This is a genomic window from Novosphingobium sp. FKTRR1, from assembly GCF_020404405.1.
Lineage (GTDB): Bacteria > Pseudomonadota > Alphaproteobacteria > Sphingomonadales > Sphingomonadaceae > Novosphingobium.
Genome location: NZ_JAIZDA010000054.1, coordinates 1 through 14,558, shown reverse-complemented (window position 1 = coordinate 14,558; position 14,558 = coordinate 1). Strand labels below are relative to the sequence as shown.

Genomic DNA, 14,558 nt, shown 5'->3' with positions numbered 1-14,558 from the left:
GCTTGACCAACGCCAAACCATAGTGCGAATAGATACCAACGATCAGGTGCTTTACCTGCGCGCGATCAAATCGGAACGCTGCGCGGCATCAGATCGCAATACATGCGCGCGATCGTCGGAATCCGCATCCTGATGATCGTTCAGCAGATCGGGATGGACCACCGGCACGTCGAGCGCCGGGTCGATCGCCGGATCGGTATGGTCGGGCGATGCATGGACATGCGCCGGATCCATGTCGTTCATGATCGAATCGGGTGGCAGGTCGGGTTCGTGCTGCGGCGCCACCTCGTCGGGCGAGACGCCCGCTGCGGCAAGGTAGTCGTCCACGGCTGACGTTCCGCCCTGATCGGGATGGGCGAGCGGGTCCGCCGCGCCATCACCCTGAAGGGCAGCGAACTGCAGATAGGGCGTCAAGGCATCCGGATGCGGCGTGAAGGGCACCGGTTCGGGCGGCTGGCTTTCCGTCGGCTGCTCGGACAGCGGCACATCGGTCGGGTGCTGCGCGTCCAGATCGTGGGCAGTATCATGGGTAGCATCCTGGACAGGCGCATGGACCGGCTCCGGCACCATCGGCGGCGGGGTGACGCCATCGTGGCCCGCGTGGACCTGATCGGGATGCTCTGCGGCAGGGGTGTGGGAACCGCCGACGTCGACCGCAGCACCGGCATGGGCATCATGCCCGATAGCCTGATCGTGCAGCGGATCATGGTCCGCCAGCGGCGGCGCGGCGGCGTAGTCGACCGGCGGCGCAGGCGGGCTGGCGCCGGTCAACTCGTGCATCACCGGCGTCAGGTGGGCCGGGTTCTGTTCCGGATGAAGCACAAAATCGGAGTACGGAGCATGGCCCGACAGCAACCCGGGATTGCCATTGTTATGGGCATAGACCGCAAGTTCCTGCGCCTTCGCATTGGTGAACACCACGTGGTAACCGGCGCCCTTGGCGTGCCAGTTGATCATTTCGATGATCGGGACTTCGGTAATGGTGCCGCGAGGATCTCCGAAAGTCTTCGCCACGGTGCCGTCGGGCGAAATCAGGGCAACCCCGGCGTTCTTGATGACAACCACCGCCCTCTCAAACGGATAGGTGCTGGTATCAGCATGAAGCATCATGTTGCCGAGGTACTGGAAGTTTTGATGGTGGAGTGATCCCAACGCCTGACCGATCTGGGTGTAGGCATCGTCCGACCGGGTGGGGTTGGTGGGCATCACCCACGGCGGTCCATCGTCCTGACCCTGAATGGTGACGGTGATGGTGTGGGCCGCGCCATCCACGCTGTGCACGGTGAAGGTATCGGTCAGATGTTGACCGGTGTTGAGCCTCTGGATCGCGTCCGACTTGTTGTCCGCCTGATAGAGCCAGTTGCCCGACTGATCCACGGTGAAGCGACCATAGGTGGTGCCCACGGCGTTGGCCGGCACGAACCTGGCCTCGCCTGTATCGGCATCGTTGATGGTGAGCAGCCCCTGCACCTCCAGATGGCCGGTGGCGGTAACCTGATAGTCCTCCTTGACTGTGCCCGCATCGTTACCCGCGATCACCGCGCCTTGGTTGGTGCCGCCCAGGTTGATTGTCAGATTGGCGGTGCTGGTGGCACCGGCGGCATCGGTCACCGTTACCGGGATGACCACCTGTTCGGTCTGCCCGGCGGCAATGTGCCGATAAGTGGCATGGCCGGGATCGAAGGTGTAGCTGCCATCGGCATTCAGGGTGAAGCCATCGACCGCATGGCCCAGCGAATACGTCAGCGTATCGCCCTGATCCACATCGCTGGCGCTCAGATGCCCGGTCAGCAAGGCGCCACCCTCGGTCGCCGCCTGCGTTTGTGCCGCCAGTACCGGCGCATCGTTGACCGGGGTGATCGCCAGTTCCAGCGCGGCGCTGATCGGCTGCGCCCCGCCGTTGACGTGCAGCGTCAACGGCACCGCATCGGCCGAGACATTGGCCGCAGGCGTGAACGTCCAGCCGCCATTGGCATCGTGGGTGAAGTGACCGAACGCCGGGTCCACCTGCACATCGGCCAGCGTATAAGTCTGTCCGGCAGGCGCGCTGATGCCCGCGAAACGCAGCAACTGCGCTTCGGTAAAGGTTTTGGGCGTGTCTTCGGCGGTGCTCAATCCCTCGAAGCTCAGCCGGATCGCCATGTCGGCCGAGGTCGCCGTCTGGTGGTTGGCGGTCTCTTCGGCGCGGGCACTGATCTGAAGGTTGATGTCGCCAAGGAAGTTCTGCGGCGGGCGAACGGCGATGGCGTCTTGCGTCCAGCCCGTCGTTTCGATCACCTGACCTGCTGTGGCAACCGTGACGCTGTGCGTGCCATCGGTGAGCGTGAAGCCCACCGGCAGCCCCTTGACGATGTAGGTCAGCGTCTCGCTGCCATCGGTATCGGCAAGGTGCAGGTTGTGGGGCAGGTCGAGGTGGAAGTCGTGGTTGGTCAGGGCAACCTGTGCGGGTGCCTGCCCGACAACCCGAAGATTGTCGAGCAGCGCACGTTGATCGCCCGAACCGCTGAGGCGCAGCTCGATCCGCGAATTGCTGCCGGTAGCGACCAGATCATAGTCATGCCGCACCATCGCGAAGCCATCTGCCGAAGGCGTGATCGTATCGATCACCTTGCCTTCCCACATCACTTCGACCGGCGACTTGCCGAACTTGGGACGGGCGGACAGGTCAAAGCTCAGGTGGACCGTCTGCCCCGCCTGGGTCGGTACTTCGCGGAACAGGTTGGCCCCGGCACTGGCAATCAGGCCGACCGCCACGCTGGTGTCGCTGGTGCCGCCATAGACCTTTTCCGTCGCCATCTCGACACCGCCGCTGTGGTCGGTGTGCCAGCCGGCAGTGGCCGGATCGGTGGTCGCCCAGCCAGCGGAACCCATCGAAATGGTGTCGAAATTGGCCGAAAGATCGAACGGCTGCGGACCGCTGCCCGGCTCCAGCACCGGCGCATCCACCACCGGCGCAATGCTCAGTGACAGCGATCCGGTGATCGGCTGCGCACCGCCGCTGACGTGCAGCGTCAACGGCACCGCATCGGCCGAGACATTGGCCGCAGGGGTGAACGTCCATTTGCCGTCGGCTTCATGGGTGACATGGCCGAACGCCGGGTCCACCTGCACGTCATCCAGCGTGTAAGTCTGCCCGGCCGGTGCGACGATGCCCGCCAGTTGCATCATCTGCACCGCAGTAAAGGTCTTGGGCGTGTCTTCGGCGATGGTCAGGCTTTCGAAGCTCAACGCCACGGTCATGCCGGCCGAAGTCGCCGTCTGGTGGTTCGCGGTCTCTTCGGCGCGGGCGCTGACCTGAATCGCGAGTTGCCCGGCAAAATCCTGCGGCGCGCGCACCATCAGCGCGTCCTGATTCCAGCCGGTCGTCTCGATCGCCTGCCCTGCGGTGGCAACCGTGGCGCTGTGTGTGCCATCGGTCAGCGTGAAGCCCACCGGCAGCCCCTTGACGATGTAGGTCAGCGTTTCGCTGCCGTCGGTATCGGCAAGGTGCAGGTCGTGCGTAAGGTTCAGATGCAAGTCATGGTTGACCGGCGCGATTTGCGGCGGGATCGGGGCGCCGATTGCGATATTGTCGAGGATGACCCGCTTGTCGCCCGACCCGCTGGCGCGCAGTTCAATGCGCGAATTGCTGCCGGTGGCCACCAGATCATACTCATGACGCACCATCGCATAGCCATCGGCGGGCGTGATCGTGTCGATCACCTTGCCTTCCCACACCACTTCGAGCGGCGACTTGGATTGACCGGGGCGAGCAGACAGGTCGAATGACAAATGCCGTACTTCGCCAGCCGCCGTAGGCAGTGTCCGGTAGATGTTCTTGTTATCGTTGGATATCAACTCCAGCACGAGGTTGGTGGTTGTATTGCTGCCATAGAACTTGTCCTGGCCGACTTCCGAACCCTTGCTGCCATCGGTGTGCCAGCCGGCTGCGGCAAGATCGACAAAGGCATAGCCGTCGTTACCGACCGCGACGCTGTTGAAATCCATCGATATGGCCTGCCCGCTGGTGTCGGCGCTCGCCTCACGCACCGGCGCATCGACGACCGGGGTGATATTCAACGGCAACGTGGCGGTGATCGGCTGCGCACCGCCGCTGACATGCAGCGTCAACGGCACCGCATCGGCCGAGACATTGGCCGCCGGGGTGAACGTCCATTTGCCGTCGGCATCGTGGGTGACGTGACCGAACGCCGGGTCCACCTGCACATCGCCCAGCGTATAGGTCTGTCCGGCCGGTGCGCGGAGACCGGCGAATTGCAACAACTGCGCTTCAGTGAAAGACTTCGGCGTGTCTTCGGTCGTGCTCAGGCTCTCGAAGCTGAGGCGCACCTCCATATCGGCCGATGTCGCCGTCTGGTGGTTGCCGGTTTCTTCGGCGCGCGCGGCGACCTGAAGGTCTAGCAGGCCATGAAAGTCTTGTGGCGGGCGTACCACGATGGCGTCCTGCGTCCAACCCGCCGTCTCGACAACCTGACCGGCTGTGGCAACCGTGACGCTGTGCGTACCATCGGTCAGCGTGAAGCCCACCGGCAGCCCCTTGACGATGTAGGTCAGCGTCTCGCTGCCGTCGGTATCGGCAAGGTGCAGGTCGTGCGTAAGGTTCAGCAGCAGATCATGGTTCGCCAGACCGAACTGCGGAGGGCCGCTGATCTCCAGATTGTCGATGATTGCACGCTGGTCCACCGTGTCGCCGACCACGCGCAGTTCGATGCGCGAAGTGCTGCCGGTGGCAACCAGATCATAGGCGTGATGGCGCATCGCATAGCCATCACCGGTCGGGGTGATGGTGTCGATCACCTTGCCTTCCCACAGCACCTCGACCGGCCCGACCGCCCATTTGTCGCGCCGCGAAAGATCGAAGCTGAAATGCAACTGCTGCCCCGGCTGCGTGGTGAGATCGCGGTAGATGCTGGGATCGTTATAGGAAGCGGCCTTGGAAATCAGCTCGACCACCTGATTGGACGCGTTGCTGCCGCCGAACAGCGTCTCCTTGCCAAGTTCGACTCCCTTGCTGCCACCGCTGTGCCAGCCGAACTGTGCGGGATCGACGAACTGGCTACCGCTGGAATCGGTAACCCGCACCGTATCGAAGTCGGTCGCGTCGACTGTACCTGCCGGTATATCCACCACCGGCTTGTCCACGACCGGGGTGATATTCAACGGCAACGTGGCGGTGATCGGCTGCGCGCCGCCGCTGACGTGCAGCGTCAACGGCACCGCATCGGCCGAGACATTGGCCGCCGGTGTGAACGTCCATTTGCCGTCGGCATCGTGGGTGACGTGACCGAACGCCGGGTCCACTTGCACATCGCCCAGCGTAAAGGTCTGTCCGGCCGGTGCGCGGAGACCGGCGAATTGCAACAACTGCGCTTCGGTGAACGACTTCGGCGTGTCTTCCGCCGTCACAAGACGCTCGAAACTCAGACGCATCGACTGTTCCGCCGACAGCGCGGTCTCGTGCGTGGCGCCTTCTTCGGCGCGCGCGCTGAGCTTGAAGTCCAGTTGGCCCTCGAAATCCTTGGGCGCTTGCAGGGTCAGGCCATCCACCTGCCAGCCCTGCATGTCGATCACCTGACCCGCCGTCGCCACAGTGACACTGTGGGTGCCATCGCTGAGCGTGGAGCCGACCGGCAAGTCCTTGATCAGATAGCTGAGCGTCTCGCTGCCGTCGGTATCGGCCAGATGGAAGACCTGACCGACATCGAGATGCACCGCATGGTTGACCAGCCCCACTTGCGGTGGCGGACTGATCGCGATGTTGTCGATGATCGCGCGGCCATCGCCTCCACCGGTGGCGCGCAGTTCGATGCGCGAATTGGCTCCGGTGGCGACCAGTTCATAGGCATGGTGCACAAGGGCAAAGCCGCTGCCCGGCTTGATCGTGTCGATCACCTTGCCTTCCCACACCACCTCCAGCGGCGCGACGGCTTGGCCCCCGCGTGCCGACAGGTCAAAGCCGAAGTGCAAGGCCTGACCCGCCGTGGTGGGCAGGTCACGATAGATGTTGCTGCCGCCGTTCGCGGTCAGTTCGACGATCTTGTTGGTGCTGCTGGTGCCGCCATAAAGCTTGTCCTGACCGACCTGAATGCCCTTGGAATAATCGGTGTGCCAGCCCATGCCGCTGCCGTCGACAAAGGCCCAGCCATCGCCGCCGACGCTCTCATGATCGAAATCGGTGTTCACCGACAGCCCGCCACCGCTGAGCGGCGCATCCGCAACCGGCGCGATGCTGAGGGCCAGCGTGGCCGTGATCGGCTGGGTGCTGCCCGCCACCGTCAGCGTGATCGGCACTTGATCGGCCGATACGTTTGCCGCTGGCGTGAACGTCCAGTTGCCATGGCTGTCGTGGGTGAAGTGGCCGAAGGCGGGATCGACCTGCACATCGCTCAGGGTCAGGTGTTCGCCGGGTATCGGCACGGCACCCGCCAGTGCCATCAGCTTGGCGCCGCTGAAGGTCTTGGGCGTGTCTTCGGTCAGGGAGAGCAGGCTGGCTGGCTCGAACGTCAGCCGCATCGGCAGAACCTGCGAATCGGCGGTGACCGCGTTGCCCGCTTCCTCGCTGCGGGCGATGACCTGAAGGTCTACCGCCCCCGTGAAGTCCTTGGGCGCCTGCACTCGCAACGCATCCTGCTGCCAGCCGCGGGTGTCGATCTGCTGATCGGCCTGAGTCACGGTCGCGCTGTGCGTGCCGTCGGTCAGCGTGAAGCCGACCTGCAGCCCCTTGACCATGTAGTGCAGGCTTTCGCTGCCATCGGTGTCGGTAAGCGCGAACTCCTTGCCGAGCTGAAGCTGCAGATCACGATTGGCGACTGCTTCACGATCCGACCGGATATCCTGGAAGGTGACCTTGATGTTGTCGACAACGTCGGTTTTGCCGTCGAACCCATGAAGTCCTTCGTCTGGTCTGAACTCCAGCCGGGAATTGGGACCGGTGGCCACCAGATCCACCTCACGATGTACCGCATGTCCGCTGCTGCCTATCAGCGATTGAAGCGCGATCACTTTCCCTTCCCAGAGCACGCGCACCGGGAAATTGCCGGTAGTCTGCGGGTCAGCCAGATCGAAGGACACGTGCAGACGCTGGCCGGCAAAGGTGTCGAAGTCCCGGTAGAGAAGTTCGGCGCCGCCGACCGTAAGTGCAACGGCCTGACCGCCGGTGGGGCTTCCCCCACGCAAGGGAAGGGTCGCGCCTGAATTTATCTGCCAGCCCGCCGCACCCGGCGCATCTTCAAAGTTGCTGTTCAGCGGCTTGCCCGCCAGCCGCTCCGGCGTATCGGCCACCGGGGTGATATCCAGCTTGGCAAAGGCCTCGCTGCTTTGCGTCCCGTCGGTGACGCTGAACTTCAGGTCCACGTCCTGACCGCTGTAATTGGCGGCGGGGGTGAAGGTGAAGCCATGTGCGGAATCGCCGCTGATCGTGCCGTGCGGCGACGTCAGCGAACCCGCCACGATGTGCAGCACGCTGCCGGGGTCCGAAGCGGTCGCGCCCACGGCCTGAAGCAGCTCGGCCTCGGTGAACACGCGCGGAGCGTCCTCGGCAATGGCGCCCATGTCGACGGCCTTCGCCGCCGTATCCGCCACCACGTGCGGACCATCGTTGGTGCCGGTCACCGTGATCGTCAGGTTCTGCGTCGCAGTCAGCCCACCGCTGTCGGTGACGGTGATCGGGATGACCACAGCCTGCGTCTTGCCGGCAGCCAGATGCTGATAGGCCGCATCGGTGGCATCAAAACTGTAGCTGCCGTCGGCATTGAGCGTGAAGCCCGCCACCGCTGTCGCAACGCTGAACGTCAGCGTGTCGCCCGCATCAACATCCGTCGCGGCGATGTGGCCGGTGAACAACGCCGCATCCTCGGTCGCCGCCTGCGTTTGTGCCGCCAGCACCGGCGCATCGTTGACCGGGGTGATCGCCAGTTCCAGCGCGGCGCTGATCGGCTGCGCGCCGCCGCTGACGTGCAGCGTGAACGGCACCTGATCGGCATTGACGTTGGCCGCAGGCGTGAACGTCCAGCCGCCGTTGGCATCGTGCGTGAACTGGCCGAGGGCCGGGTCCACCTGTATATCGCTGATCGCGTAGGTCTGTCCGACCGGAGCATGAATGCCCGCCAGTCCCAACAGTTGCGCTTCGGCAAAGGTGCGCGGCGTATCCTCGACCACCGCCAGGTCGGTAAAGCCAAGACGGAACTGCATCTCGGGTGAGATGATGCTCTGGTGATTGGCCGTCTCTTCGGTCCGGGCGCTGACCTGAATCGCCAGCTGACCCTGATATCCTTGGGGAGCCTGAACGGCCAGGGCCTGCTGGTCCCAGCCGGTGGTATCGATCACCTGATCCGCCGCGGTGGAGGTGGTGTGGTGCACCCCGTCGGTCAGCGTGAAGCCAGCCGGCAGGCCCTTGATCAGATAGCTGATGGTTTCGCTGCCATCGGTATCGGCCAGACGCAAGTTGGTTGCCAGATCAAGCTGAAGGTCGTGACCGGTCATCCCCTGCCGTTCGAGGTTCTGCGGGGGGCCGATATGCAGGTTGTCGAAGATTGTCCGCAGGTCGGCATTGTCGCCTACGACGCGGATCTCGATGCGTGACTGATCGCCGGTGGCCTGCAACTCGTAGTCGCGATGCTGCATCGCATAGGCGCCGGACGGCGTGAAGGTGTCGATTACCTTGCCTTCCCACAGCACTTCAACTTTGGCAGCCGCCCAACCGGTACGCGCCGACACGTCGAAACCGAAGTGGAGCAGTTGCCCCGCCCCGGTCGCAAGATCGCGATAGAGGTTGGGCGAGCTGACGTCGCCTGCACCCTTCGAGATCAGCTCAAGCGCCCGGTTTGTGCCGCTGGTGCCGCCGAACACGTTGTCTGCGGCCAGCTCGATGCCCTGACGCCCGTCGGTCGACCAGCCAAGCTGGCTGGGGTTGGTGAACTGGCTGAGCAGCGGGATGCTGTCGAAGTCGGTGAGGATCGACGTCACACTACCCGCTGCAACGTCGGCCACGGCCTCGATGTTGAGGTGTGCATGCGCCTGGAAGGTGGTGGCCCCATCCTGAATCTGCAGGGTATAAGGCACGGCATCGGCCGCAAGATTGGCCACCGGAGTGAAAGTCCAGCCGCCGCTGCTATCCTTGCTGAAGTGACCGAAGGCAGGGTCCACCTGCACGTCGGTGATGGTGTAGGTGTGACCACCCGGCGCGTGCACTCCGGTCAGCGCCAGCAGCTTGGTTTCGCTGATGGCCTCGACCTTGTCCTCGGTGAACGCCAGATCGCCGTAGTTCAACCGCAGCGGCAGGTCCGCCGATGTTGCGGTCTGGTGGTTCGCGCCCTCCTCAGCGGTTCCGCTGACCTGAATGTTGATTTGGCCCTTGAAGTCCTGCGGCGACCGCACCCGCAGGGCATCCCCATCCCAGCCCCGCGTATCAACCACCTGCCCGGCCTGACTGATGGTCTGGCTGTGCGTACCATCGGTCAGCGTGAAGCCGACCGGCAGCCCCTTGATCTGATAGCTCAGCGTTTCGCTACCGTCGGTATCGGCAAGACGCAGGTTCGCAGCCAGGTTCAGATACAGGTCGCCGTTGACCGAGCCGAAGCGTTCCGCCAACTGCGAGGCGTTGATGTCGATGTTGTCGAATACGGCTCGCCGGTCGTCCGACGCATCCACAAGCCGCACCTCGAGGCGCGACTGCGCGGTGGTCGCCAGCAACTGATAATCGTGGTGCTGCATGCCATATTGCGAGCCGGAGGGCGTGAAAGTGTCGATCACCTGACCCTCCCACAGCACCTGGACTTGGGCGACGGCCCAGCCGGTACGCGGTGACACATCGAAACCGAAGTTCACCATCTGCCCGGACTCGGTATTGAGCACGCGGTAGAAGTTGGGCGAACTGAACGCCCCTGCCCCCTTAGAGATCAGTTCCAGCACGCGATTGGTGCTACTTTTCCCGCCGAACACGTCGTCGGGTGCCACCTCGATGCCGACAGGGGCATCGGTGGCCCAGCCAAGCGGCCGGGGATCGTCAAACTGATGGGTCAGCTTGATCGTGTCGAAGTCGGTCGAAATCGCCAGAGAATTGGCGCCGGGCGGCGTATAGAAGATCGGCGTATCGGCCACCGGGGTGATATCCAGCGTCGCAAAAGCCTCGCGGCTGATTGCGCCGTCGGTGACACTGAACCGCAAGTCCACGTCCTGACCGCTGAAGTTGGCGGCGGGGGTGAAGGTGAAGCCCGTCGTCGCATCGCCACTGAACGTGCCGTGCGGCGATGTCAGTGTCCCCGCCGCGATGTGCAGCACGCTGCCGGGGTCCGAAGCGGTCGCGCCCACGGCCTGAAGCAGCTCGGCCTCGGTGAACACGCGCGGAGCGTCCTCGGCAATGGCGCCCAGGTCGACGGCCTTGGCCGCGCTGTCTGCCACCACTTGCGGGCCATCGGAGGTGCCGGTCACCGTGATCGTCAGGTTCTGCGTCGATGTAAGGCCGGTACTGTCGGTGACGGTCACCGGGATCACCACATCCTGCGTCTGTCCCGCCGCAAGATGCTGATAGGCCGCATGCGCTGGATCGAAGCTGTAACTGCCGTCAGCGTTGAAGGTCAGGCCATCGACGGCCTGCGCGATGCTGAACACCAAGGTATCGTGCGCATCGGCGTCGGTCGCGACCATCTGCCCGCTCAACAGCGCGCCATCTTCGGTCACCGCCTGCGTCTGCGCCACCAGCATCGGTGCATCGTTGACCGGCGTGATCGCCAGTTCCAGCGTGCCACTGATCGGCTGCGTACCGCCGCTGACGTGCAGCGTGAGCGGCACCTGGTCAGCATTGACGTTGGCGGCGGGCGTGAAGGTCCAACTGCCGCTGGCATCGTGGGTGAAGTGGCCGAATGCCGGGTCCACCTGCACATCGCTGAGGGTAAGTTGCTGCCCGGGCGCCGGCACCACACCTGCAAGCGCCAGAAGCCTGTTTTCACTCACGGTCAGCGTCGTGTCTTCCGCCATGACCAGCCGGTCAAAGCGCAGCCGCATTGGCAAATCCGCCGAAGTTGCACTGTCGTGGTTGGCACTCTCCTCGCTGCGACCGGTCACGGTCACGGCCACTTCGCCAGCAAAATCCTTGGGGGCGCGAACCGCCAGGGAATCCTGTTGCCAGCCCCGGGTGTCGACCAACTGATCGGCCTGGGTAACCGTCACGCTATGGCTGCCATCGGTCAGCGTGAAGCCCACCGGCAAACCCTTGATCACGTAGCTCAGCGTTTCGCTGCCGTCGGTGTCGGCCAGCGACATGTAGTGGCCAAGCTTGAGGTTCAGGTCGTTATTGACCCCTACCGTCAGCGGCGGATTGCCGTCGACCTCGATGTTCCCGACCAGAACAAAATAATGGTAATCCCCAGCTTGCGTCCGGAACTCGATCCGCGACTGGCTGCCCGTGGCCCTCAGGTCATAGTCGTATCGCTGCATCGCGTAACCCGAACTGGCGGGCTGCAGCGTATCGATGACCTTGCCATCAAGCAGCACCTCAAGGGTCGATGCCTTATAGGAATTTGGACTGCTCCCCAGGTCGAACGCCAGATGCAGGGGCTGTCCGGGACGGGTGTTGATAATGCGATAGAAGTTCCATGGATCAGCGGTGTCCTGCGCAGCCAGTTGCAACAGACCCTGGCCCGCCGGCCCACCGTGGGACTGGGCCGACGTTACACGCACGCCCCTCGCATTATCCGTTTGCCACCCCATCCCCGAAGGATCGATGAAGTTATCGCTTTGGCCGGGCTTGAGCTGGCTGCCGATATCTGGCGTGATCTTGCCAACCCAACCCAGCACCGGCGTATCGGCCACCGGCGTGACGTTCAGCTTGGCAAAGGCCTCGCGGCTTTCCGCGCCGTCAGTGACATTGAACCGCAAGTCCACGTCCTGACCGCTGTAGTTGGCGGCTGGGGTGAAGGTGAAGCCCGTCGTCGCATCGCCACTGAACGTGCCGTGCGGCGACGTCAGCGAGCTTGCCACGATGTGCAGGTTGGCGCCATCATCCACATCGCTGGCACCTACCGCGCGTAGCAGCTCGGCCTCGGTGAACACGCGCGGAGCGTCTTCGGCAATGGCGCCCAGATCTACGGCCTTGGCCGCGCTGTCTGCCACCACGTGCGGGCCATCATTGGTGCCGGTCACCGTGATCGTCAGGTTCTGCGTCGATGTAAGGCCGGTGCTGTCGGTGACAGTCACCGGGATCAGCACGTCCTGCGTCTGCCCGACAGCCAGATGCTGATAGGCCGCATGCGCTGGATCGAAGCTGTAGCTGCCATCAGCGTTGAAGGTCAGCCCGTCGACGGCCTGCGCGATGCTGAACGTCTTGGTATCGTGCGCATCGGCGTCGGTCGCGACCATCTGCCCGCTCAACAGCGCGCCATCCTCTGTCACCGCCTGCGTCTGTGCCACCAGCACCGGCGCGTCGTTCACACCCTGGATCGAGACGGTCAGCGTGTGCGTCGTGCCATCGGCACTGGTCACGACCAGCGTATCGATCAAATGGGGATCGCCCGGCTTCAAGCCCTGAATCGCGCTCTGGCCGTTGTCGGCGCTGTAGCTCCATGAGCCATCGGCCGCGATACTGAAGTGACCGTACCCGCCGCTGCCCAGAACATTCGTCTGCGCGACAAAGTGATCCTCTCCCGCATCGGGATCGGTGATCGTGAGCTGGCTGCTGGCCGCAAGCAGGTTGCCCGGCGCGAGTCTGGTGTCCTCCTGCAGCTCCGTGTACGCATGCCCGCCGATCACCGCGCCACTGTTCGTGCCTGTCAGCGTGATCGTCAGGTTCTGCGTCACCGCCGCTCCCGCCCCGTCGGTCACCGTCAGCGGAATCACCACGTCGAGCGTCTGGCCTGCGGTCAGGTGTCGGTAGGCAGCGTGGGCCGGATCGAAGCGGTAGCTGCCGTCGGCATTCAGCGTAAAACCGTCAACGGTTGCGCTGGTGCTGAATGTCAACGTGTCGCCCTTGTCGACATCGGTTGCGTGGAACTGGCCGGTCAGTGCGGCATCGCCCTCGGTAGCTGTCAGATGGCCACTGTTTTCGGCACCAACGACAGCGCTGTTCGGATTTGGCTGCCAGGCATGGAAATTCGGCCACGTATTGACCTCGCTTGCCAACAGGCTGCTTTTGCCTTGCGCGCCCGTGAGGTGGTCCGGATCGCCAGCATCGTGGAATTGCATACGGAACGCGACGGCACTTGCCGGGCCGAAGGCCCGAAACTCGTGACCGGCCCCTTGCTGCAACCAATCAACCAGTACCTGGAATTTGATGTCCTGGCCTTCGGCAAATGCTTGCGCGGCACGACCATCCGGTCCGATCAAGGCCAAACCAGCCGATTTCAAGGTCACCATGGTATCGGCATAGACACCAATCGGTGCCTGACCTCTCAAGATGTTGCGGATTTCCTCGTACTGCACATCCAGGCCATCGCCCATGGGTTTTGCCATGTACGCGCTCATGCCCATGTTCTCGATGATCAAGGGCAGAATGTTGTCTGATTCCAGAACCGGGTGATATTCAGGCCCGGTTTGCAGGTGGAACACCGGCACATCGTTGGTCCCGGTCAGCGTCACGCTCAGGACATGCGCCGTGCCATCGGCGCTGGTCACGCTGAAGCTGTCGGTGACGCTCTGGCCGGCACGCAGTTGCTGGACCTCGGGCCTGGCGTTGTCGAGGCTGTAGCTCCAGTTCCCGTCGCTACCCAGCGTCAGGCTGCCATACGTCCCGGCAACGTCGCCCAGCGCGGTGAAGTGGTCTTCCCCGCTATCGGGATCGGTCACCGTCAGCCTGCCGCTGGCGGTGAGGGTCGTGTCCTCGACCACCGCGCCTGCATCGACCCCGCCGATCACCGCGCCGTCACCGGTGCCGGTCACCGTGATCGTCAGGTTCTGCGTCGCCGTGGCCCCCGCCCCGTCGGTCACCGTCACCGGGATCACCACATCGAGCGTCTGGCCTGCGGTCAGGTGCTGGTAGGCGGCATCGGCCGGATCGAAGCTGTAGCTGCCGTCGGGGTTCAGCGTGAAGCCTGCCACCGTCAGGGTGGTGGAGAAGCTCTGCGTGTCGCCCGCGTCCACGTCGGTCGCCAGCATCTGCCCGGTCAGCTTTACGCCGTCCTCGGTCACGGCATGGCTCTGTGCCGCCAGCACCGGCACATCGTTGGTACCGGTCAGCGTCACGGTCAGGACATGCGCCGTGCCATCGGCGCTGGTCACGCTCACCGTATCGGTCAGCGTCTCGCCCGCCTTCAACTGCTGGATCGCGCTCTGGCCGTTGTCGGCACGGTAGCTCCAGCTGCCATCGGCCGCGATGCTGAACTGGCCAAGCTGGCTGCTGCCCGCCACAGCGCTCTGCGCGGTGAAGTGGTCCTCGCCCGTATCGGCATCGCTCACCGTCAGCTTGCCGCTGGCAACCAGCAGGTTGCCTGCCTGAACCCCGGTGTCCTCGACCACCGCGCCTGCATCGACCCCGCCGATCACCGCGCCGTCACCGGTGCCGGTCACCGTGATCGTCAGGTTCTGCGTCGCCGTGGCCCCCGCCCCGTCGGTCACCGTCACCGGGATCA

Annotated in this window: 1 protein-coding gene; it reads right to left on the bottom strand. The window is 64.0% G+C overall.

The window, feature by feature from the left end; translation table 11 throughout:
* Nucleotides 1-51: 51 nt before the first annotated feature.
* Nucleotides 52-14,544, bottom strand: coding sequence for a VCBS domain-containing protein (locus LDN95_RS22005; RefSeq protein WP_226019672.1), 14,493 nt, complete (start codon nt 14,542-14,544; stop codon nt 52-54).
* Between the last annotated feature and the right edge of the window lie 14 nt (nt 14,545-14,558).